The organism is Eubacterium sulci ATCC 35585 (genome assembly GCA_001189495.1).
Lineage (GTDB): Bacteria > Bacillota > Clostridia > Peptostreptococcales > Anaerovoracaceae > Eubacterium_B > Eubacterium_B sulci.
Map to the genome: position 1 here is coordinate 1,596,018 of CP012068.1, position 22,915 is coordinate 1,618,932.

Here is a 22,915-nt window from a genome sequence, read left to right on the forward strand (position 1 = left end):
TTTTCCTCCGTCTAATCAAACTACCATCTGAAATGTGCAAATGCCTTATTAGCCTCTGCCATTCTATGTGTATCTTCTTTCTTCTTAACTGATGCGCCTGTGCTGTTAGCTGCGTCAATCAGTTCCTTTGCAAGTCTCTCTGCCATGGTTCTCTCGCCTCTTGCTCTAACAGCTGCTGTGAGCCATCTTAGTGCAAGTGTCTGTCTTCTCTCAGGTCTAACCTCAATAGGTACCTGATAGTTCGCACCACCGATTCTTCTTGCTTTTACTTCTAAAACAGGCATGATGTTGTTCATTGCCTTATCAAATACTTCCAATGGTTCTTCACCAGTGATTTCCTTCACCTTGTCGAAAGCTCCGTAAACGATAGCCTGAGCTACGCCCTTCTTACCATCTAGCATGATACTGTTGATAAGCTTTGCTACAACAAGATTTCCGTATACTGGATCAGGAAGTACTATACGTTTTGGTGTGTTTCCTTTTCTTGGCACTTCTCTTCCTCCCTCGCTTATTAACATCAAAATATAAACTTCGATATCTCATTCGCGGTATGCTACTAATTGCACGACTTCTCTTCACCGATACTCAAAGCGTAAGTGCTCTGGTCGATTACTCTGGATGACCCGGCAATCTTGTGGTCATTCAGTCTGTCCGGGGGTACTCGACAAAATTCGCTAAACGCTATTTGCCGTGGCGCTCAATATAAAATATATCAAGGGCTTAGTTCCCGATTGCTTGAATCAATAATTTACTTACTTTTTCTTTGGTTTCTTGGCACCGTACTTTGAACGAGCCTGACCTCTGTCATTAACTCCAGCTGTGTCGAGTGTTCCTCTGATGATGTGATATCTTACACCAGGGAGGTCCTTAACTCTTCCACCTCTGATAAGCACTACGCTGTGCTCCTGAAGGTTGTGACCGATTCCAGGAATGTACGCTGTTACCTCAATTCCGTTAGTTAGACGTACTCTGGCAACTTTTCTAAGAGCTGAGTTAGGCTTCTTAGGTGTTACTGTCTTAACAGATGTGCAAACGCCTCTCTTCTGTGGTGAATGAGTATCTGTTGCTGTTCTCTTAAGAGCATTCATACCCTTTCCGAGAGCTGGTGCAGTAGATTTCTTTACAGCACTTGTTCTGCCCTGACGTACTAATTGATTGATTGTAGGCATTGATTTCTCCTTTCCTTGATATATTATTTACAGCTAAACTGACCCTCATGAATATCAGGGCCAGTTTAGTGAAAACCAAACCTTATTCTACCATAAATTTTCTCGATGTGCAAGCGATGAAACTATTCTTCTTCAGGTGCTTCTACCTGTTCTTCGAAATCTGTCTCACTTGCGATTTCTCCGATTTCTATATCCTCAAGATTTGAAATGTATTCGTTAACGGATACGCTCTCATCTTCGTCTATTTCCTCGAAGATTGGCTCCACATCGCTCTGTGGTCTAATCTGCTGAACACTCTTTTCTTCCTCACGAGCTCTTCTCTCAGCTTCTCTCTGCGCTTCAACCTCGCTTAGGTATTCGTCGATGTCAGCCTGATGCTCACCGTAATCAAGATTGATGTTGCGGTACTTCTTCATACCTGTACCTGCAGGTATGAGCTTACCGATGATAACATTTTCCTTGAGTCCGAGTAGCTTATCGTTCTTACCCTTGATAGCAGCATCTGTAAGCACTCTTGTTGTTTCCTGGAATGAAGCCGCTGACAAGAACGAATTTGTTGCAAGCGATGCCTTCGTGATTCCGAGCAGAACTCGCTTTCCGCTAGCTGGTGCCTTGCCCTCAGCCTCAGCATTGCTGTTAGCTTCTGCAAGTTCCAGTCTAGTGTACATGCTACCTGGGAGAAGATCTGTATCACCTGGATCTTCAATCTTGAACTTTGATAGCATCTGGCTAGCGATAATCTCAATGTGCTTATCGTTGATGTCTACACCCTGGTTCTTATATACACGCTGAACTTCCTTGAGTAGGTACTGGTAAACACCCTCTACTCCGTTCAGTCTCATGATATCATGTGGATTGAGCGGACCACTTGTGATGTTTCCACCCTTCTTTACTTCGTCTCCAACCTTTACTGCAAGGCGAGCTCCGTAAGGAACGATGTAGGTCTTATCGCCTTCCTCTTCGCTTCGAACGATAACCTCTGTCTTGTTATCTGTTCTAGCTTTGATTTCGCGGACAACACCATCTTCCTCACAGATTTCTGCAAGTCCCTTTGGCTTTCTTGCCTCAAATAGCTCCTCTACTCTAGGAAGACCGTGTGTAATATCAGATCCAGCGACACCACCAGTATGGAAGGTTCTCATTGTAAGCTGTGTACCAGGCTCACCGATTGACTGAGCAGCTATGATACCGATTGATTCACCGATATTAACATGCTCACCTGTCGCAAGGTTTCTTCCGTAGCACTTAGCACAGATACCTGATTTACTGTTACATGTCATTGCTGATCTAATTGTTACAGCTTCAATACCTGCTTCTACTACCTCTAGTGACTGATCATCGCCGATTTCCTCGTTAGCTTTAACGATAACACGTCCATCTCTTGGATCAACTATATCGTTTAGTGCAGTTCTTCCCGCGATTCTCTGATTTAACGGTTCGATAATTTCCTTACCATCCACAAACGCTCTTACTTCGACACCCTCTGTGCTTCCGCAATCTATATCTCTTACGATTACGTTATGTGAAACGTCTACAAGTCTTCTTGTTAGGTAACCTGAATCGGCTGTACGAAGAGCTGTATCGGCAAGACCCTTACGAGCACCATTTGATGAAATAAAGTACTCGAGTACTGATAGACCTTCACGGAAGTTAGCCTTGATAGGAATCTCTACCGTGTGTCCTGTAGCGTTCGCCATAAGTCCACGCATACCACCGATCTGTCTGATCTGGTTCTTACTACCTCTGGCTCCTGATGTTGCCATGATATTTAGGTTATTTGCAGGCTCTAGCGAATCCATCAAAGCGTCTGCGACGTCATCTGTTGTCTTATTCCAGATTTTGATGATTTGCTCGTATCTTTCTGAATTTGATACAAGACCTGCTCTATATGCCTTTTCGTACTTATCAACTTCCTGCTGAGCAGCCTCGATGATTTCCCACTTGCTGTCAGGAATTTTCATGTCATCGATACCGATAGAAACAGCAGCCTTTGTTGAGTACTTGTATCCCATAGACTTGATGTAGTCAAGCATCAAAACGGTTCCTGTGTTTGCATGAACCTTGAAGCACTTGTCGATTATCTCGCCTAGCTTCTTCTTTCCACAGAGGAAGTTAACCTCTAGTGAATATGGATCCTTGCTTCTGTCTATGTAACCTAGGTCCTGTGGAAGTCCCTGGTTGTATATGAATCTACCTACTGTTGACTCTACTAGTCCGCCGCGAAGATCTTCTGGACCATCAAACATTCTAACCTTTACCTTAGCGTGAATGTTTACTACTCCATCGTGATATGCCATGATCATTTCATCCATATCTGTGAAGACCTTGCCGTCACCCTTTTCAGGTATTCTCTCAAAGCCAGCTACCTTGTTAGCCTCAGAAAGCTTAACATCTGTGAACTCGTCCATAGCATAAACTGTACGTTCCTTACCATTTACGACTTCAACCTTGCGAGCTGTACCTGGATATGTCAAGTAGTATGCACCTAGAATCATATCCTGTGTAGGTGCTGTGATAGGTGAGCCGTCCTTTGGTGCCAGAATGTTGTTAACTGACAACATTAGGAATCTAGCCTCAGCCTGTGCTTCTACAGATAGCGGTACGTGGACAGCCATCTGGTCTCCGTCAAAGTCTGCGTTAAATGGCGTACAAACGAGCGGATGAAGCTTGATTGCCTTACCTTCTACTAGTACTGGCTCAAATGCCTGAATACCTAGTCTGTGAAGGGTCGGCGCACGGTTGAGCATTACTGGATGCTCTTTGATTACCTCTTCGAGAACGTCCCAAACTTCTGGCTTAACCTTCTCTACGAGTTTCTTAGCATTTTTGATATTGTGTGCATAGCCCTGAGCTACTAGTTCCTTCATGATGAAAGGCTTGAAAAGCTCTAGCGCCATCTTCTTTGGAAGACCGCACTGGTAGAACTTTAGCTCTGGACCTACAACGATAACCGAACGTCCTGAGTAGTCTACACGCTTACCAAGAAGGTTCTGACGGAAACGTCCCTGCTTACCCTTGAGCATGTCAGATAGTGACTTGAGCGCTCTTGAACCAGGTCCTGTAACAGGTCTTCCACGACGTCCATTATCTATTAGTGAATCAACTGCCTCTTGAAGCATTCTCTTCTCGTTTCTGACGATGATGTCAGGCGCTCCGAGTTCAAGAAGTCTCTTGAGACGGTTGTTTCTGTTAATTACTCTTCTGTAAAGGTCATTCAGATCTGATGTTGCAAATCTGCCACCGTCGAGCTGTACCATTGGACGAAGATCTGGTGGAATTACTGGAACAACTTCCATAATCATCCACTCAGGCTTGTTGTCTGAAAGTCTCAGTGCTTCTACAACCTCAAGACGTCTAACGATACGAATCTTCTTCTGTCCGCTTGCATCTTGAAGCTTTTCGCGTAGATCAGCTGATAGCTCATCAATATCGATATTCTGAAGAAGTGTTCTAACAGCCTCAGCACCCATAGCTGCTTTGAATCTGTCTCCGAACTGTTCCTTAGCCTCACGATATTCGATTTCCGATAGGATTTCCTTGTATGCTAAAGATGTATCTCCTGGATCAGTTACGATGTAAGCTGCAAAGTAGAGCACCTTCTCAAGATTTCTTGGAGTAATGTCTAGGACAAGACCCATCCTCGAAGGGATACCCTTAAAGTACCAGATGTGAGAAACTGGAGCCGCAAGTTCAATGTGGCCCATTCTCTCTCTTCTTACCTTAGCCTTTGTAACTTCTACGCCGCAACGGTCGCAGACTATACCCTTATATCTGATTCTCTTGTATTTACCACAGTGGCACTCCCAGTCCTTCATAGGTCCGAAGATGCGTTCACAAAAGAGGCCATCGCGTTCTGGTTTCAGAGTTCTGTAGTTTATTGTCTCTGGCTTTGTTACTTCACCGTGAGACCACTCTAAAATCTTATCTGTTGAAGCAAGCTTAATCTGCAGCGAATCAAAATGATTTAATTCATAATTATTCGGTTTCTTATTTGATACTTCTGTCAAAGCTCTGCGCCCCTTTCTTATATTTCTATATCTGATTGGTCAGCTGAGTCCTCTTCACTCTCTTCTTGACCTTCTTCGCTCAATCCGAATCCCTTAGAATAGAGTTCCTGCTCATTCTCGATGCGATTGTCAACATCCATGATGCTGTCGATTCCCGAAGGTCCTTCGTACTCTGAGAACTCCCTGAGTTCCAATTCCTTGTTGTCTTCATCGAGAACTCTTACATCCAGTGCAAGTGACTGCATTTCCTTGATGAGAACCTTGAAGGACTCAGGAATTCCTGGTTCAGGAATATTCTCGCCCTTAACGATTGACTCATAGGTCTGCACTCTTCCGACGATATCATCGGACTTGACAGTAAGAATCTCTTGAAGTGTATATGCAGCGCCGTATGCTTCTAGCGCCCAAACTTCCATCTCTCCGAAACGCTGTCCACCGAACTGAGCTTTACCACCCAGAGGCTGCTGCGTAACGAGTGAGTAAGGACCCGTACTTCTTGCGTGAATCTTATCATCAACAAGATGGTGAAGTTTCAGCATGTACATGTATCCTACAGTTACTGCATTATCAAAGTATTCACCTGTTCTACCGTCTCTGAGCTTAAGTTTACCTGTCTCAGAGTATCCGCAATCTACTAATAGCTCACGAATATCCTTCTCAGATGCTCCATCAAATACAGGTGTTGCGATGTACCAGCCCTTTGTCTTTGCTGCAAGACCAAGGTGAACCTCAAGTACCTGTCCTACGTTCATTCGGGAAGGTACGCCCAAAGGATTCAGCATGACCTGAAGGCTGTTGCCATTCTCCATGAATGGCATATCCTCTTCCGGTAGGATTCTTGAGATGACACCCTTGTTACCGTGACGGCCGGCCATCTTATCTCCGACATTAATCTTTCTCTTTGTTGCGATATATACTCTTACAAGCTTGTTAACGCCAGGATTTAGCTCATCCCCGTTCTCTCTTGTAAAGATTTTAACATCAACAACTATACCAGTTTCACCATGTGGAACCTTCAGAGAAGTATCTCTTACTTCTCTAGCCTTTTCGCCGAAGATAGCTCTTAGGAGTCTCTCTTCTGCGCTCAGGTCGTTCTCTCCCTTAGGTGTAACCTTACCAACCAGAATGTCAGTAGCGTTTACTTCAGCACCTATGCGAATGATTCCATCCTCGTCTAGGTCCCTAAGTGCGTCTTCACCGACATTAGGAATATCTCTTGTAATTTCTTCAGGTCCGAGCTTAGTATCTCTTGCCTCTGACTCGTATTCAACGATATGAAGTGATGTCAAAACATCGTCCATAAGAAGTCTTTCGTTAAGGATGATAGCATCCTCGTAGTTGTAGCCTTCCCAAGTCATGAATCCAATCAAAAGATTCTTACCTAGAGCAATTTCACCTAGATCTGTTGAAGGACCATCAGCGATTACTTCACCCTCTTCAACATGCTCGCCATGACTAACAATAGGTCTCTGGTTGATGCATGTTCCCTGGTTTGAACGCTTGAACTTGAGTAGCTTGTATTCGTCTACTTCGTTATTGTCATCTCTTCTAATACGAATCTCATCAGCATCTACAAACTCGATTGTTCCTGCATGCTTAGCAAGTGAAACAACACCAGAGTCTCTAGCTGCCTTGTACTCCATTCCTGTACCAACGTATGGCGCCTCAGTTACGAGTAGAGGAACCGCCTGACGCTGCATGTTGGATCCCATCAAAGCACGGTTAGCATCGTCGTTTTCTAGGAACGGAATCATAGCAGTAGCTACTGAAACTACCTGCTTAGGTGATACGTCCATCATATCGACAACTTCTCTTGGGAACATAGCGATTTCGCCAGCATTACCTCTTGCTGCAACCTTTGCATTGATAAATCTGCCGTTTTCGTCAAGAGGCTCATTAGCCTGAGCTACAATCATTAGCTCTTCATCATCAGCATCTATATATCTGATTTCTTCAGTTACGATGCCCTCGCCCTTCTTAACAACTCTATATGGGGTTTCAATGAATCCGTACTCATTGATAATTCCGTATGTTGTAAGCGAACCGATAAGACCGATGTTTGGTCCTTCCGGAGTCTCTATAGGACACATTCTTCCGTAGTGAGAATGGTGTACGTCTCTAACTTCAAAGCCAGCTCTTTCTCTTGACAGACCACCTGGTCCAAGAGCTGAAAGTCTTCTCTTATGTGTAAGTTCTGCGAGTGGATTGTTCTGGTCCATGAACTGTGAAAGCTGTGAGCTTCCGAAGAACTCCTTAATCGCAGCAGTCACAGGTCTGATATTCATCAAAGCCTGAGGTGTAGCGAGCTCTAGATCCTGAATTGTCATTCTCTCCTTAACAACTCTCTCCATTCTAGCAAGACCGATTCTGAACTGATTCTGAAGCAATTCTCCAACAGTTCTAAGTCTTCTATTTCCGAGATGATCTATATCATCAACTCCACCTATACCATAGTTCAGGTTCAGCAAATAGCTGACTGAAGCGATAATATCAGCCATGATGATGTTCTTAGGTGAAAGCTCATCTCTGCGAAGTCTAAGCTGACGTCTTACTTCCTCTTCGTCATCATTTTCGTTTAGGATTTCCATGAGAACAGGATAGTAAACCTTCTCAGCCACGCCAAGCTCAGTAACATCAAAATCAACAAAGCCCTTAATGTCAACGAAGTTATTACCTATTACCTTTGTCACATTCTCATGAGAATCATCGTGCATAGCGTAAACCATTACATAGTTAACACCTGCATCTTCTATAGTCTTAGCAAGAGTTCTTGAAACTCTGCCATCCTTCTCAATCAAAATCTCACCTGTGCTTGGATCGATTACATCTTCTGCCACTACTGCATCTACCAATCTATTTGCCAGGCCTAATTTCTTATTGTATTTATATCTTCCAACCTTAGCGAGGTCGTATCTCTTAGGGTCAAAAAATAGGGAATTCAAAAGTGACTTGGCGCTGTCCACTGTAGGTGGTTCACCAGGTCTAAGTCTCCTGTATATCTCTCTTAGTCCACTCTCGTAGTCAGTCGTTGAATCCTTCTCAAGTGTCTTAAGAAGTCTCTCATCTGGACCAAAGATATCAATAATCTCCTTGTCAGATGCGATACCTAAAGCTCTTAGCAGAGTTGTAAGAGGCTGCTTACGAGTTCTGTCAACTCTAACAGAAAGGGTCTCTACCGCATCGGTTTCGTACTCTAACCATGCACCCCTGTTAGGTATAATCTGTGAAGAATATAGCTTTCTATTCGATTTATCTGTCTCGACGCTGAAGTATGGCCCAGGTGAACGCACGAGCTGGGTTACAATAACTCTCTCTGCACCGTTATATATGAAAGTACCTTTTTCGGTCATCAAAGGGAAATCGCCCATGAAGACTTCTTGTTCCTTCACTTCGCCAGTTTCCTTGTTAACCAATCTAACTCTTACCTTCAGTGGTGCTGCGTATGTTACATCTCTCTCCTTGCACTCCTCCTGCTCGTACTTTGGGGGATCGCTTAGGGAATAATCAATGAATTCCAATACGAGATTATTCGCATAATCCTTGATTGGGGAGATGTCTTCAAATACTTCCTTCAATCCTTCATCCAAGAACCATTTGTATGATTTTGTCTGAATATCAATGAGGTTAGGCATTTCACTAACTTCATTAATTTTAGAGAAGGTCATACGCTCTTTTCTACCTACTTCTATAGGTTTTGGCATTTTCATCACTCCTTACGTCTCAACAGTTTACATTCGTGTGGCAGTCTATTATTTTATCACAATAAAATCAATAGGTCAACCACTTGACATTCATTTTACATCAACCCCTGACATTCATTTTATAGGTACAGCAATAACGACCGGTATGTGTATATCCGGCGCAGCTATGGGAGATAAATTTTCACCTCTCTCAGATTCCACTAACCTTACCGCAGGTGTTTCAGAGACGAATTTGTTTGATCATGTTAAGGCATGGTCCCCGATGATACTTTGGACATCATGCGGTGCTCACCACACATTGATGCTTGGAGTTTCCCCTATACAATACGCTCCTTATGCATTTATCCCTCTGCTTGCTCCGGTTATAGCGCTTGCGGAAGCTTATACAGGACGTCTTGTTATATGGGCTGACGGAAAGCAATCCGGTTTGTTTTCCAAGAAAACTCAAACAGAAGAAACCTGCACCTGCACCCGATTATTCTTTGGCAATAAGCTTGAAGGCTCTAAAAGAAAATACTACAAGAGAAAGAGTAAAAAATAGAGAGACCGCATAAAAAAGCGACGCGTCGGAATATCTCGTTCCGGCACGTCGCCTTTTAAATCGGCACTTTAAATTATCGTGTAGGTGCAAAAATCTCTCCATAGGGTATGATTTGATTGAGCCTGTGAAAAAAACTAAAGGGGCAACGGTCAGTATTTCCAAGTAGCGAGGCATATGGAAAATTTACGCTTAGTGCTCATTTTCTTAAATCTCCCTTGTAACAAAACTCAACATGCACGCAATATTCGTTAGTATTCCCACTGATATCCAGCTTTTGTCATATCCTCGCGTATCTTATCTCTAATATATACACCTTTATACATTCCCTTTATATTGTTTTTAGAACGATAATATTTTTGAAAGTCAATCAGCTGTTTTGCTTTATTATTTTTTTCTTTAATTGATATGTAATAACCTTCACTGTTTAGATATTTCATAATCTCATTAGTGTTAGGCCCCATTTTTACACTGTAGATGATCTCTCCATTTCTTATTTCAAACTCTGAAACTTGACAGTCAAGGCTCAATAAATACATATTCATGTCTAAATTGATTAAGAGTTTTGTATTATATATAGCATTACTCATTCTAAGTATGGAGTAGCACGAATAAATGGATATAAATATCGAAACTAATACAATTAAAGCAAATCTTTTATTTAATCTATCCACTTGTAGCCTCCTTCTCTAAGCTCTTTTATAATATGATCCCTAATCTGTACAGTTGAGTTTCTGTTTATATCTTTACCATATTTTATCATATTATCAATATTTTCCTTCATTGTTCCTTCTAAAGGATAACCTTTATCATTCATATATTTCATTACAGCATCATTACCGACTTTTATTTTATTCTCTACTTGAATTAATGCAGTACTAAAAAACGACGGATACATCCTTATTCATTAAAAAAAGTTTGAATGTATCCTGCGTTAATTTTTACCAATATTCTAATATGGTGTTCTCATTATTAATCTTAAATACTATTTGATTTCTATACTTTCTAGCGCTTCATGTAAGCTCTTCAACTCTAGATAGTTTCGCACTACAAATGCTAGACATACTATATTAATAAATAAAAGTACACATAATATAATTTTTCGCTTAGTGCTCATTTTCTTAAATCTCCCTTGTAAAACGTAAACAGCTATAGATTTTAAAAAACAAGGTCATCTCCATTGGTATCCAGAGGCTTTCATATCAATCCGTATATTCTCGCTAATATCCTTGAACTTACCTTTGATTCTGTGTTTAGCACGATAATCCTTTTGAAAGTCAATCAGCTGTTTCGCTTTATTATTTTTCTCTTTAATTGATATGTGATAACCTTCACTGTTTAGATATTTTATAATCTCATTAGTGTTGGGTCCCGTTTTTACACTGTAGATGATCTCCCCATTGATTATTTCAAACTCTGAAACTTGACAGTCAAGGCTCAATAAGTACATATTCATGTCTACTTGAATTATATATTGTTTAGCATAAATAAAATTCGATGTTTTGTATATATAAAAAAGTGAAGTTAGTGAGAAAAATATAGAAACGCAAATAACTAAAGCAAACCTATTATTTAGTCTATCCATTTGTAACCTCCTTTATCTAATCCATTAATAATATCTTTGACAACAAGTACAGTTGAATCTTTATTTCTGTGCTTACCATATTTTCTTAAACTTTCAATATTATCTTTCATTGAGCCTTTTAATGGATAGCCTTTATTATCCATATATCTCATAACAGCTTCTGTATTTGGTCCAAATCTTATGACACACTCATCATTAACTTGAGTGACATATGAATCTGTTGTTGTTGCTAATTCAACTTTAATTATATTTTCTGCAAGAATTCTAGCATTATAGTCATTATTCATATCGCTAGCAAAATCCATAAGCGAAGAAAGTCCCGGGATAGAAATATAATCTTGTGCAAGATTAAGTCCTGTCTTCGCCATTATTTTTCTTGTAGAAAATTTATTTTTAGATATATAGTCTCCCAGTACCGCATTCTTGTATTCCCATGCACCTACAAGTCCTTTTCCGAAGGTATGCACCGTAATATCTTTTGTACAGCTTACTGCTCTAGTCGAACTATGAGCAACACCATTTTCATATTTCCAAGCTCCATATTCATATCGATAGGTATGAATCTTTATTGAATATCCATTATGGTATTTAACTTGTCCGACTTTGGTCACCTCTGTTTCTTTAAAAACGGTATTTACAAACTCGGTTATTTCGACCAATTTATTATTTGATTTACCGTTCTTAGTTAACTTAGTTAGGTTTTCATTTAAGTCTGAAACGAGGTTCGGTGCAGATTTTTTGAGCTGCCTGAGTGAAACTATACTATCACCCCTTTTTGTTCTAATTTCCTGTCCATAATATCCCTCAATAATATTATCCAAATCATGAGTCGTACATTTACTTGAGTGTATATGATTAATAATATAGTTATACATAGAAAGCTGGAGCGGAGACATATTTTTCTTCTCGGTATCTGCAAACAGCCCAATCGCTTCCACAGATATTACTTTTTTACCACTCGCATCCTTACAAAATAACAACTTATTCGGATCTATGTTATGGTCTCGAATTGCTGAATATATTGATAGTGCATTTGCAAGCTTCGTTTTAGGAAATTTGCCTTTAGCCCCGGCGATAGATAGGTCATATAGTAACATATTCTGTTTCTTGATCATCGTATTAACTGAGGAATAATACGAACTGCTAGCTTTTTCCAAATTAATAAGGTTACTGAGCTTTTTCTCATAATCTTTCTTTAACGAAAGAGCATTGTCTCGAGCCGCTTTGTAGTGACTTTTGAGTAAATCAAATACTGATGAACAGAATTCAAAATTCCGTTGTATCGTCCTTATATTATCGACCATGCTATCATAGAAGTGATAGTCTTCCTGCTTTTGGTTAATTAATGCCCTTAGCTCATCTTCATCAAGCTGCTCAGTGATTTCATTATTAGAAATCGCTGTTACAAGCTTCTGGTATTGCATAAGGATTTCTACCGAAATATGTTCGAAATAATCGATTGCAATTATATGTGCATGAGCCTGATTTTTCGCAGCCGAAATAGCTAATCCTTCGGATGTACTGTTTGTTACAAGAAAGTTCATTGAATCTCTTATACCGCTTACTAAGGAATAGTATTTATTTGCATTGTCTGTTATACTTTTGGCTTCTGCCTGAATTAGTTTGGGATCAACTTTAAGCCCCATTGCTCACACCCTCTCGCCGTTGGTTGTATTCTGTTTCTTCCTTCTCATTGAATAATTTCCTGCGATAATGTAGTAACGAGTTCAGCACCTCATCTTGTTCATACCTTATGTTTCTCTCCAAACTACGCTGCTCATCAAGTTTCGCAGTTATGTTTCTATCTGTACTGAATCTATAAGCTTCTTCGTCAATCCGATTTAAGCGATGAAATCTTTGCTTCTCCATATCATCGAACTCATTCTTACAGCTCTTTATCAATGTGTCTAAATCTTCAATCTGTTGTTCTAACTTGTCCATACTACCTAAGCCCTCTTTTAATACCTATAATACCTACGCAAAATTCATTCACTAATTTGTATTATCTAAATCTCTTGCAATTTCTTCATCTAAATCTTTAAACTGTTTCCCAAGCTTTGCAAAATTGCTCGCATCAACACGAGCTATGTCTTGATACTTACGATAAATTTGATTTAACATATCCTCTGTTTTACTCATATTAGATTTCACAGATAAATGAGAATAATCGTCATTATCAAAATTCAAGGAAGTAAAATCACTAATATTTGACTTATTTTTTTTCAGAAAATCATCATAACTGGAATCTAATTTTATATTCTTACTCATATTATCTCCGTTTAAGAAAACCTTATTTATCGTATTATATCATGCAATATACTTTTTTTATAGATATATTCTCTTTATCAACCACTTGTTACTTCGGTTCCATCACACTAGTCTTAGTTATCAATGTAGTAGAAAAAAACATAACTTTACAATCGCCATACCGTTTACAACAATGTTACATATAAAATGTGCGGTCATCACAACATATATATTCTTAGTTTTAATATAGGAAATGCTTAATGGCAAAGCCCATATCATACATAGAAATATTCCCCAAATTGCAAGTGCATGTTCCAAAGCATATAAAAACATACTAAAAAGAGTTGTTAAAACCAATATTCTTCTGTTTTTGAATGATATGAGATTCTTCCTGTAGAAACTTTCTTCTACAATTGGTGGTAGGATTATTGTAGAAAATGTAAATAGAATAAGCTTGAACCAATTATTTACTCTTAACTTAATCATTCCGTTATTAAGTTGTGGAAATATATTAGATAAGACGTTTGTAAATGCAAAAGCATGAGCGCAGAACAGTATTGTAAGCAGAACTTGCTTCCAAAAAATGCGTCCTTTTTTTACGGAATTCAACCATTCTTTGATTGAAAAATCTTTTCTCTGCTTGAAATATACTGCCAGTGCTATATAAAATAAAAAAAATATATATATACAATATTTTCGAAAGAACAAGCACGCTAATATAAATAAGCTTTCCACAATAATCGGGAAGATATTTGATTTTATGTACTTACTATCCATACTACATGCTCCAAGTTAATTTTAACATTTGATATCAATTGCAAGCAATAAAACATACGACAAATACAAAAGCAGCAAGCCAAAGCTTAACATTCTGGCAAGCTGCATTTTAAGGTCAATTAGTCTTCTTCCGACTCATCTTGATATGTTCCATCTTCCATTTGCTTCAATCTTACAATATCTATATATCGGTCAAGTCTTGGAAGAAAGTTCTTATGAAAATTTTTCTCGATATTTTTTCTTAGTAAATATATATAACCTGCTGCATACAATCCTATAACAGCTGCAAATGCAGATATTACCACAGTCATCATTAGAAATTCTAGCATCACGCCCATTGCTATACCAAGTACCAAAAAGATAACGCACTCTACCATCAGTAGTACAAATATAGGATTCCCCCATCCGGTCTTTCCCAAGCGATATCTCAAAACTGATTCAGTCCTCAGAGACTGTCTGAGATCAAGTTCTATGCTTGATGTAGCAATCAAAAAAGGTTTTAGGCATTTCCCCTCTTCCGTTTTTTGATATCTCTTTATTCCTGCTTTATCGAGGCGTACCCTTGAAACACGGGTTCCCGCCTTTTCACCAAGGACACCGCCAAGAGCAATTGAAACTAAGTTAAGCGGCTCTGAGATTCTAACTTCACCGTCTACAAAATTGCTCATTACTACTCCTCATTTCTTCGGGCTACAATTAGCCATACAAAAGTACTTATTTCCACAGCTGACATCGCGATCATAACCAAAGCGAAGGCTCCAATCAATATCACTGAGCATGCAAATCCAACTGAGATTAGTATATCTGCAATCATCACAGTTAGGTATACCCACATGCGCCTGCTTTGCTTAAGTTCCTTTGCATCTTCTGTTATGAGTTTGAAGTTTGATGCCAGCAGTATAGCCGATACTAGGATTATCACAACAGTGCATAATCCATATATAATCAGTGAAACTATACTAGATAAGCCAAGCATATCTAGATCAACATACATAAAGCCACCCTGCACAAAGAATATATCTTCAGAAAAGATCTTAAATCCAATATACAAGAGAACCCTAAGTATACTAATAGTTATATACGCACCTGCAAGCCTTGTAACTCTCTTTGATGCATCTATATTCGAAAAAAACTTTGAATCAATATTATTCATTTATTGTATTCTCTGTGCCATCAACAGAAGCTGTATTTTCTACTGGGGCTTCTGTCACAGGTGCTACCGGAGCCTCCTCTACTGGTGTTACTGGGTCAGTCTCTGACGCCTGCTCTGCAACTGGTGTAGCTGTAGGCGCTGGTGCAGCATTCTGATTGTTTATGTTATTAAAGCTGTTATTTGGGTTTGCAGTAGTAAACTGGTGCATTGAATTTCTTGAATTTAGTCCTCTTTCGAACTCACTTTCAGCACCAACTTTTCTTAGCATGCTGATTGAAAGTCCTGATAGAACCCATGTTATGATTCCGAGAACCACATAGTTCAGCGCTAGTACCAAAGCGACACCTGCTGATACAGCTAGCAAGATGAATCCCATCATCTTCATGTTGCTTTTTATGAAAAGTACAATTGCTAGTACGATAGCAACCGCTGAGATAACCTCAAGTCCAATGAATGTGAAACGCTGTAAATTAAATATAAATGCAATATTTGTATCTGTATATGAATACTCTATTATGTAGTTTGTTATTCTTACAAGTATAAATGCAATAACTGTTGCTATGATAAGTGCTCCGTTAATTGCTATTCCCTTTTTTGCAATACTCTGCTGTGTCATAATATTCCCCTCCGTAAAACAAAAGGGAGCCACTATAATAAGCAGCTCCCATTGAAATTGGTTTCAACCAAAGCCCGAGATATTTAGTCGAGCCTAGAACTATTTAAGTTCTACCTTTGCGCCAACTTCCTCAAGCTGAGCCTTCATTGCATCAGCTTCAGCCTTCTCAACGCCTTCCTTTAGAACGCCAGGAGCTCCGTCTACAAGAGCCTTAGCTTCCTTAAGTCCAAGACCTGTAATTTCTCTTACAACCTTGATAACCTTAATCTTCTCTGCACCTACTTCTGCAAGTACAACGTTGAACTCTGTCTGCTCAGCGCCAGCATCTCCACCAGCTACAGCACCAGCTACAGCTACAGGAGCAGCAGCAGATACGCCGAACTCTTCTTCACATGCTTTAACGAGCTCATTTAGCTCTAGTACTGTCATACCTTTGATGGCTTCTATGATCTTATCCTTATCCATTATTATTCTCCTTTTATTTTATAATGTTGATTTTACTTTAAATACTATTCTGTTTTTGCATCAGCAACAGCCTGAAGTGTTCTAACAAATGTTGAAACTGGTGACTGAATGCTTCCCATGAACTTAGCAATAAGCTCATCTCTTGAAGGAATGTTAGCGATAGCTTCAACGCCTGCCTTGTCATAGAATGTTCCTTCTACAACACCTGCCTTGAATTCTACTGCTGGGATTTCCTTAATTAGACCGTTAAGTGTTCTTGCTGGAGCTGTTGCATCAGTCTTGCTGATTGCAATAGCGCTTGGTCCTGCAAGGTGGTCCTTCAATGACTCGAAGTCTGTTCCTTCGATTGCTCTCTTTACGAGAGTATTCTTATATACAGTGTAGTCGACATCTGCCTCACGAAGAGCTCTTCTCATCTTGTCTGCCTGCTCTACTGTGATTCCCATGTAATCAACAAGGATTGCAGACTGTGCTCCGTCAAGTTTAGCTTTAATCTCGTCGATTACTAGCTGTTTCTGTTGTTTTGCTACGTCTGACATTTAGTTCTCCTTTCTGCAATGTGTACATTGCGAATAGCATGCGGTACTCAACAAAAAACCCCATCATTTTGTAGACGGGGTCAATATCTATGTATTGTACCTCGGCAGGAAATTAAGTCTTTCGACACCTGCTGTCTACGGTTTAGTTCTCAATATTAAATTACTAAATTTGAGCTTAGTCAAGAATTGCAGGGTTAACCTTGATTCCAGGTCCCATTGTTGTGGAAACTGAGATGCTCTTCATGTACTGACCCTTTGCTGTAGCTGGCTTAGCCTTGATAATAGCTTCGATTAGTGCCTTGAAGTTCTCCTGTAGTTTCTCTGGACCGAATGATTTCTTACCGATGATAGTGTGAACGATGTTCTGTCTATCCAAACGGTACTCAACCTTACCTGCCTTAATGTCAGCCAATGCTCTCTCTAGGTCCATTGTAACTGTTCCTGATTTTGGGTTTGGCATAAGTCCCTTAGGTCCGAGTACACGTCCTAGCTTACCTACAACACCCATCATGTCCGGTGTAGCAACTACTACATCGAAGTCAAACCAGTTTTCACTCTGGATCTTCTGAGCGAGTTCATCTGCTCCTACATAATCTGCTCCAGCCTTTTCCGCCTCTTCTGCCTTAGCACCCTTAGCGAAAACGAGAACCTTTACTTCCTTACCTGTTCCGTGTGGAAGTACAAGTGCTCCTCTTACCTGCTGGTCAGCGTGTCTTCCGTCTACACCAAGTCTGATGTGGACTTCTACTGTTTCATCAAATTTTGCATGTCCTGTCTCTACGACCTTAGCCATAGCGCCAGGTACATCGTATAAAGTAGCTCTATCTACTTTCTCTGCTACGTTCTTGTAGCCCTTACCTCTCTTTGGCATATTTTACCTCCTGCTGGTTCTATCGGCCTGCTTGCGCTTAGGTTGCATTTTCTTGCACAACCTACTGACCTCCCAGAAAATTAGTCTTCGACAACGATTCCCATACTTCTTGCTGTTCCTGCAATCATGCTTGTAGCTGATTCTAGGTTAGCTGCGTTAAGATCTGGCATCTTTGTCTTTGCGATTTCTTCTACCTGTGCTCTTGAAAGCTTTGCAACCTTTGTCTTGTTTGGTTCTCCTGAACCTGAAGCCAATCCGGCTGCTTTCTTTAGCAATACTGCTGCTGGTGGTGTCTTTGTAATGAACGAAAAGCTTCTGTCCGCATAAACAGTGATTACTACTGGAATGATCATTCCTGGCTGATCCTGTGTCTTTGCATTGAACTGCTTACAAAAGTCCATGATGTTTACACCGTGCTGACCTAGTGCCGGACCTACTGGTGGCGCTGGATTAGCCTTGCCTGCTTCAATCTGCAACTTAATGTAGCCTGTTATTTTCTTAGCCATGTGTTTCTCCTTTCTCTATAGAATTCTATAGGATTTTATCTACCTGGCCGAACTCAAGTTCAACCGGAGTATCTCTACCAAACATCGAAACTCTGACAGTAAGTATTTGTTTCTCTTTGCTGATATCAAGAACCTCACCCATGAAGCTCTCAAATGGTCCGCTGATAACGCGTACTGTGTCACCGACCTCGACATCCAGATCGATATAAACCTTTTCGATTCCCATTCTCGCAACCTCTGTATCGGTTAGCGGGATAGGGTTCGAGCCATGACCAACAAATCCTGTTACGCCTTGTGTGTTACGTACAAGATACCAGGACTCGTTATTTACGATCATCTTAATGATGACGTATCCCGGAAACATTTTTTTGGTCTTAATCTTTCTTTGGCCTTCTTTGATTTCAACTCTGTCTTCCGTTGGTACTACGATATCAAGAATCAAATCCTGCATGCCACGATTCTCGACCATTTTTTCGATATTTACTTTTACCTTGTTCTCATGACCTGAATAAGTGTGTACGACATACCACTTGGCATTGCCATCACCTCTAAGACCTTCTTCCTCTAAAGGTGAAAGTATGTTTTTTTCTGAATCTGACATTTTGCACCTTCTTTGACAATTAATTCATAGTTACGCCAAGGATATTCTTAAGAAGAGCTAGAACTCCTAGGTCTACAAGCCAAAATCCAAGTGCACATACAGCACATGTTGCCGCCACAACAACAGTGTAAGCGCCAAGTTCCTTACGAGTAGGCCATACAACCTTTCCCATCTCTTTCCTAACGCCCTTAAGGTATTCACCTAGACTTTGCTTGCGCGGTGTATTTGCATTCTTAGCTGTAGCCATCGCCGCCTCCTTACTTCGTTTCCTTGTGTAGTGTTTCCTTCTTGCAGAACTTACAATACTTCTTAAGTTCGATTCTATCAGGATCGTTTTTCTTGTTCTTCATGGTATTGTAGTTTCTCTGCTTGCACTCTGTACACGCAAGTGTAACCTTAACCCTCATATCTTTATGTCCTTTCGTTTATTAAATACTCAAATTCAGAGCCGTTTAGCTCCGGCCCTGAATGTCTAAGCATAAAGTTGCCTATTAATTGTACCCTAAGCACTTGTCAATGTCAAACCATTTCCAAAAAAACTTGAAAATTACATTGTCCTATCTTAGCGTACATTACTATTTAGCGATTATTACCGAGGCTAACCTGGTTATTCAGACATTACCTCACTGATTTTATCTACTGCCTTATTTACGCTTTCGCTATCAGGAACTACTACAGACGCGTATTCCCCACCAAGCGCATAGCATGGCTTAAGGTCGATATCGCCCTTCATGTTCTGAGTTGTGACCGTCCATCCCTTTAGTCCCGAGCTCTGCATTCTTACTAGCGCCTTTATATCAGAAGAATTCATATTTACTTCCATATAGCTCTTAACAGAATTCAAGATATCTGGATACTTTAGAAGGAGCACTTTAGGCGAAGTCACCTTTTTGATCATGGCTTTCATCACCTTTTGCTGATTTCTATTTCTCTGGAAATCTCCATCCTCAAAGGACTTCCTCTCTCTAGCAAAGGCAAGTGCCTCTTCTCCGTTCATGTGGTTATATCCCTTAACAAACTTGTAGTAGGCCTGTCCATGTGTCTCGAAATCAAAGTCAGAGTTCACATCTATTCCGCCAATCGAATTCACCATACTCTTAACTGTAGAGTAGTTTACCTTGACATAATAGTTCATCTCAAGTCCAGTGAGTTTCTCAACAGAAGCAACTGTTTCATCTGCTCCATAGATACCGCTATGTGTAAGCTTATCGTATTCACCTTCGACATCAGGGTATTCTATGTAGAAATCTCTTGGTATTGACGTCAAAAGAATCTTCCTCGTCTTTGGATTAACTGTGACTATCATATTAACGTCAGATCTTGAGCTCTGAGAAATATCTCCCTCGACATCAAGTCCTGTTATCAAGATATTAAACGGTTCCTCACTTACGTCTACGCGTTTAGCCTCAGCTCTATCCTTACCTGACGAGTCTGATGTTATCTTATCAAAGAACAAGAGCGTATTTACAATGTACACGCTTGCCACGCACATGGACCCGCCCATAATCAAAGCGAGAAGTATGCATATAAACTTTCTCGATTTCTTAAATCTATACGAATGAAGTGCTGGAAATATCAAAAGGAAGGCCACAAAAAGTGTAGCTGCTACTATAATCAGCGTCTTAGTAGTCAAAAACTGAGAATAACAAAGCAGGCCCATGAAAATCAGGGTCACAAGCAAATAGAGTCTTGATAAAAGCCGTGTAAATTTACCTAGTGGCGACTTTGTTACTGTTCTTCTACGATGCGTTCTAGCTTCTTCCATTTTCTTCTCTCTTCTATTATTTATTTTCCTTGCTCTATAATTTTACATCCCAGCTTTTACTTTGTCGAGGTGTATAGCTAAATATGGAAAAATAAGATTATATACACTGGTTCCCTTTGTTCACCAATAGATTTGCTCAATTAGACAGCAAATTAACCTTAGATAAAATCTGCTATTTTACTCTAAAGCCTTCTCCAAACACCTCATGTGATTCTACTATAATCATAAATGCCTTAGGGTCAGTCTCCTTAAGGATTTCACTTAGCTGAAATGCCTGCTTGTTTCCGCAAGCACACATAACCACCGACTTATCTTCCTCAGAATAGCTTCCCTTCGCTTTGAGGAAGGTCGCACCTCTATCTATTACTGCATCTATTTTCTCCGCAACCTCGCTAGGCTTATCGGTGACTATCAAAGCCATCTTTCCTGATGTCAGACCAAATAGGAACTTGTCGATTACTACAGATATTATATAGCTTATTATGATTCCGTAAATCAGACCGTTTATGCTTCTTGATACGACAGCTACGCCGAGCATTACAATCAAGCAGTCCATTATAAATGAAATCTTACCTATAGTCATGTACGGTTTCTTTGCTTTGATGCTAAGTATTATGAAGTCCGCACCACCAGTTGATGAGTTTCTCATATAAATCAAAGCGTATCCGATTCCCGAGAACACTCCAGTGCATATTGCAGCTAGCATTGTATCCCCTGAATAGATTGGAAATCTAGGTGCAATATAGTCAATTATCGCTGATGTTATAATCAGAGACTTGATTGAATTAAAGAAATATCTTTTGCCAAGTATCTTGTAGCAAAGCAAGGCAACCGGGATGTTAAGCGCAATGGTCACCGCACCTATTGGAAGTCCAAACATGTGGTTAAATATCAAAGCTATACCTGTAAATCCAACGAGCGGGAAATGTGACGCAGCAGCAAAATTATATGCACCTAAGGCTATAAAGATACCACCTATGATATCGAAGAGAATGTCGACAGATATCCTTTGTATATCTCTTTTTTCTATCTTATTCATACTAACACCTCTCTTATACTTACATGAAATAGCTTTGATTTAGACTATTAAATTAGCCTCTCCGAAAAAATACCGGCACTGTTGTGCCGGCATCTTATGTCTACTTGTAATTTGACCTATTACTCGATAATCTCTGTTACAACACCTGAACCTACTGTTCTGCCACCTTCTCTGATAGCGAATCTTAGGCCTTCTTCGATAGCGATTGGTGTGATCAAATCAATCTCCATGATTACGTTATCTCCAGGCATGCACATCTCTGTTCCTTCTGGTAACTTTAGGTCTCCTGTTACGTCTGTTGTTCTGAAGTAGAACTGTGGTCTGTATCCGTTAAAGAATGGTGTATGTCTTCCGCCTTCTTCCTTCTTTAGTACGTATACCTGTCCCTTGAACTTTGTATGTGGGTGAATTGTTCCTGGTGCTGCTAGAACCTGTCCTCTTTCGATTTCGTTTCTCTGTACACCTCTTAGTAGTGCTCCTACATTGTCTCCTGTCTCTGCCTCATCTAGAAGCTTTCTGAACATCTCTAGACCTGTTACTACTACTTTTCTCTTCTCTTCTGTGAGTCCGATGATTTCTACTTCCTCACCAACCTTTAGTACGCCTCTCTCAACTCTTCCTGTTGCTACTGTTCCTCTTCCTGTGATTGAGAATACGTCCTCTACTGGCATTAGGAATGGCTTATCGTTATCTCTTTCTGGTTCTGGGATGTAGCTATCTACTGCTTCGAATAGCTCTACAATCTTGTCTCCCCACTCGCTTGCTGGATCTTCTAGTGCCTTAAGCGCTGATCCTCTGATGATTGGTGTGTCATCTCCTGGGAAGTCATACTCTGATAGTAGTTCTCTTACTTCCATCTCTACTAGATCTAGAAGTTCTTCGTCATCTACCATATCGCACTTGTTTAGGAATACGATGATGTATGGTACGCCTACCTGTCTTGATAGAAGGATGTGCTCTCTTGTCTGTGGCATTGGTCCATCTGTTGCTGCTACTACTAGGATAGCTCCGTCCATCTGTGCAGCACCTGTGATCATGTTCTTTACATAGTCAGCGTGGCCTGGGCAGTCAACGTGCGCGTAGTGGCGGTTTGGTGTCTCATACTCAACGTGTGATGTTGAGATTGTGATTCCTCTTTCCTTCTCTTCTGGTGCCTTATCGATCTTGTCGAACTCAACCTTCTCACCTAGTCCATATCTCTGGTTTAGTGTTGTTGTGATCGCAGCTGTAAGTGTTGTCTTACCGTGGTCTACGTGTCCGATTGTACCGATATTGATATGTGGTTTGTTTCTTTCAAATTTCTGTTTTGCCATTATTCCCTCTCCTTATTCATAAC

General features: G+C 40.3%; 24 protein-coding genes and 1 pseudogene. 1 reads left to right on the top strand and 24 read right to left on the bottom strand.

Annotated elements, in window-relative coordinates:
* Positions 1–20: 20 nt before the first annotated feature.
* The 4 genes from ADJ67_07455 to ADJ67_07470 all read right to left on the bottom strand — a co-directional run bounded on the left by ADJ67_07455 (position 21) and on the right by ADJ67_07470 (position 8,877).
* Positions 21–491: a 30S ribosomal protein S7 gene (locus tag ADJ67_07455; GenBank protein AKT47472.1), complete on the bottom strand. Its 471-nt coding sequence runs from the start codon at positions 489–491 to the stop codon at positions 21–23.
* A 261-nt stretch (positions 492–752) separates the two neighbouring features.
* Positions 753–1,169, bottom strand: coding sequence for a 30S ribosomal protein S12 (locus ADJ67_07460; protein AKT47473.1), 417 nt, complete (start codon positions 1,167–1,169; stop codon positions 753–755).
* Between the two features lie 122 nt (positions 1,170–1,291).
* On the bottom strand, positions 1,292–5,176 hold the full coding sequence (locus ADJ67_07465; GenBank protein ID AKT47474.1) for a DNA-directed RNA polymerase subunit alpha/beta': 3,885 nt from the start codon (positions 5,174–5,176) through the stop codon (positions 1,292–1,294).
* Positions 5,177–5,193: 17 nt separating this feature from the next.
* Complete coding sequence (locus tag ADJ67_07470) at positions 5,194–8,877, bottom strand: DNA-directed RNA polymerase subunit beta (protein ID AKT47475.1); 3,684 nt, start codon at positions 8,875–8,877, stop codon at positions 5,194–5,196.
* 232 nt (positions 8,878–9,109) lie between these two features.
* Between ADJ67_07470 and ADJ67_07475 the strand changes: the two genes are divergently transcribed.
* Entirely contained in the window at positions 9,110–9,418 is a 309-nt protein-coding gene (locus ADJ67_07475) for a hypothetical protein (GenBank protein AKT47476.1), read from the top strand.
* Between the two features lie 248 nt (positions 9,419–9,666).
* Here ADJ67_07475 and ADJ67_07480 read toward each other — a convergent pair whose 3' ends face one another.
* The 20 genes and pseudogenes from ADJ67_07480 to tuf all read right to left on the bottom strand — a co-directional run bounded on the left by ADJ67_07480 (position 9,667) and on the right by tuf (position 22,892).
* Complete coding sequence (locus tag ADJ67_07480) at positions 9,667–10,089, bottom strand: hypothetical protein (protein ID AKT47477.1); 423 nt, start codon at positions 10,087–10,089, stop codon at positions 9,667–9,669.
* A complete protein-coding gene (locus ADJ67_07485) occupies positions 10,077–10,313 on the bottom strand; it encodes a hypothetical protein (protein AKT47478.1) in 237 nt (78 codons plus the stop codon). Before ADJ67_07485 ends, ADJ67_07480 begins: the two co-directional genes overlap by 13 nt.
* A 273-nt stretch (positions 10,314–10,586) precedes the next feature.
* A complete protein-coding gene (locus ADJ67_07490; GenBank protein ID AKT47479.1) occupies positions 10,587–11,000 on the bottom strand; it encodes a hypothetical protein in 414 nt (137 codons plus the stop codon).
* Positions 10,988–12,646, bottom strand: a complete 1,659-nt coding sequence (locus ADJ67_07495) for a hypothetical protein (protein AKT47480.1) — start codon at positions 12,644–12,646, stop codon at positions 10,988–10,990. Before ADJ67_07495 ends, ADJ67_07490 begins: the two co-directional genes overlap by 13 nt.
* Positions 12,636–12,941: a hypothetical protein gene (locus ADJ67_07500; GenBank protein AKT47481.1), complete on the bottom strand. Its 306-nt coding sequence runs from the start codon at positions 12,939–12,941 to the stop codon at positions 12,636–12,638. The genes ADJ67_07495 and ADJ67_07500 overlap by 11 nt, the downstream gene beginning before the upstream one ends.
* Before the next feature lie 51 nt (positions 12,942–12,992).
* A complete protein-coding gene (locus ADJ67_07505) occupies positions 12,993–13,268 on the bottom strand; it encodes a hypothetical protein (GenBank protein AKT47482.1) in 276 nt (91 codons plus the stop codon).
* A gap of 120 nt (positions 13,269–13,388) precedes the next feature.
* Entirely contained in the window at positions 13,389–14,024 is a 636-nt protein-coding gene (locus tag ADJ67_07510) for a CAAX protease (protein ID AKT47483.1), read from the bottom strand.
* Between the two features lie 119 nt (positions 14,025–14,143).
* Positions 14,144–14,692, bottom strand: coding sequence for a hypothetical protein (locus tag ADJ67_07515; GenBank protein ID AKT47484.1), 549 nt, complete (start codon positions 14,690–14,692; stop codon positions 14,144–14,146).
* Positions 14,693–14,694: 2 nt separating this feature from the next.
* Positions 14,695–15,177: a hypothetical protein gene (locus tag ADJ67_07520; protein AKT47485.1), complete on the bottom strand. Its 483-nt coding sequence runs from the start codon at positions 15,175–15,177 to the stop codon at positions 14,695–14,697.
* Entirely contained in the window at positions 15,170–15,793 is a 624-nt protein-coding gene (locus ADJ67_07525; GenBank protein ID AKT47486.1) for a hypothetical protein, read from the bottom strand. The genes ADJ67_07520 and ADJ67_07525 overlap by 8 nt, the downstream gene beginning before the upstream one ends.
* Before the next feature lie 99 nt (positions 15,794–15,892).
* Entirely contained in the window at positions 15,893–16,258 is a 366-nt protein-coding gene (gene rplL, locus ADJ67_07530) for a 50S ribosomal protein L7/L12 (protein ID AKT47487.1), read from the bottom strand.
* A gap of 44 nt (positions 16,259–16,302) precedes the next feature.
* Complete coding sequence (locus tag ADJ67_07535) at positions 16,303–16,797, bottom strand: 50S ribosomal protein L10 (GenBank protein ID AKT47488.1); 495 nt, start codon at positions 16,795–16,797, stop codon at positions 16,303–16,305.
* Between the two features lie 175 nt (positions 16,798–16,972).
* Positions 16,973–17,668 (bottom strand): 50S ribosomal protein L1, encoded by a 696-nt coding sequence (locus ADJ67_07540; protein ID AKT47489.1) that lies wholly within the window; start codon positions 17,666–17,668, stop codon positions 16,973–16,975.
* 80 nt (positions 17,669–17,748) lie between these two features.
* Positions 17,749–18,174: a 50S ribosomal protein L11 gene (locus ADJ67_07545; protein ID AKT47490.1), complete on the bottom strand. Its 426-nt coding sequence runs from the start codon at positions 18,172–18,174 to the stop codon at positions 17,749–17,751.
* 25 nt (positions 18,175–18,199) lie between these two features.
* A complete protein-coding gene (locus tag ADJ67_07550) occupies positions 18,200–18,754 on the bottom strand; it encodes an antitermination protein NusG (protein ID AKT47717.1) in 555 nt (184 codons plus the stop codon).
* 40 nt (positions 18,755–18,794) lie between these two features.
* Positions 18,795–19,022, bottom strand: a complete 228-nt coding sequence (locus tag ADJ67_07555; protein AKT47491.1) for a hypothetical protein — start codon at positions 19,020–19,022, stop codon at positions 18,795–18,797.
* Positions 19,023–19,032: 10 nt separating this feature from the next.
* Complete coding sequence (gene rpmG, locus ADJ67_07560) at positions 19,033–19,182, bottom strand: 50S ribosomal protein L33 (GenBank protein AKT47492.1); 150 nt, start codon at positions 19,180–19,182, stop codon at positions 19,033–19,035.
* A 200-nt stretch (positions 19,183–19,382) separates the two neighbouring features.
* A pseudogene (locus ADJ67_07565) lies at positions 19,383–20,177 on the bottom strand (hypothetical protein).
* 535 nt (positions 20,178–20,712) lie between these two features.
* Complete coding sequence (locus tag ADJ67_07570; protein ID AKT47493.1) at positions 20,713–21,579, bottom strand: membrane protein; 867 nt, start codon at positions 21,577–21,579, stop codon at positions 20,713–20,715.
* A gap of 119 nt (positions 21,580–21,698) precedes the next feature.
* A complete protein-coding gene (gene tuf / locus ADJ67_07575; protein ID AKT47494.1) occupies positions 21,699–22,892 on the bottom strand; it encodes an elongation factor Tu in 1,194 nt (397 codons plus the stop codon).
* Positions 22,893–22,915: the final 23 nt, after the last annotated feature.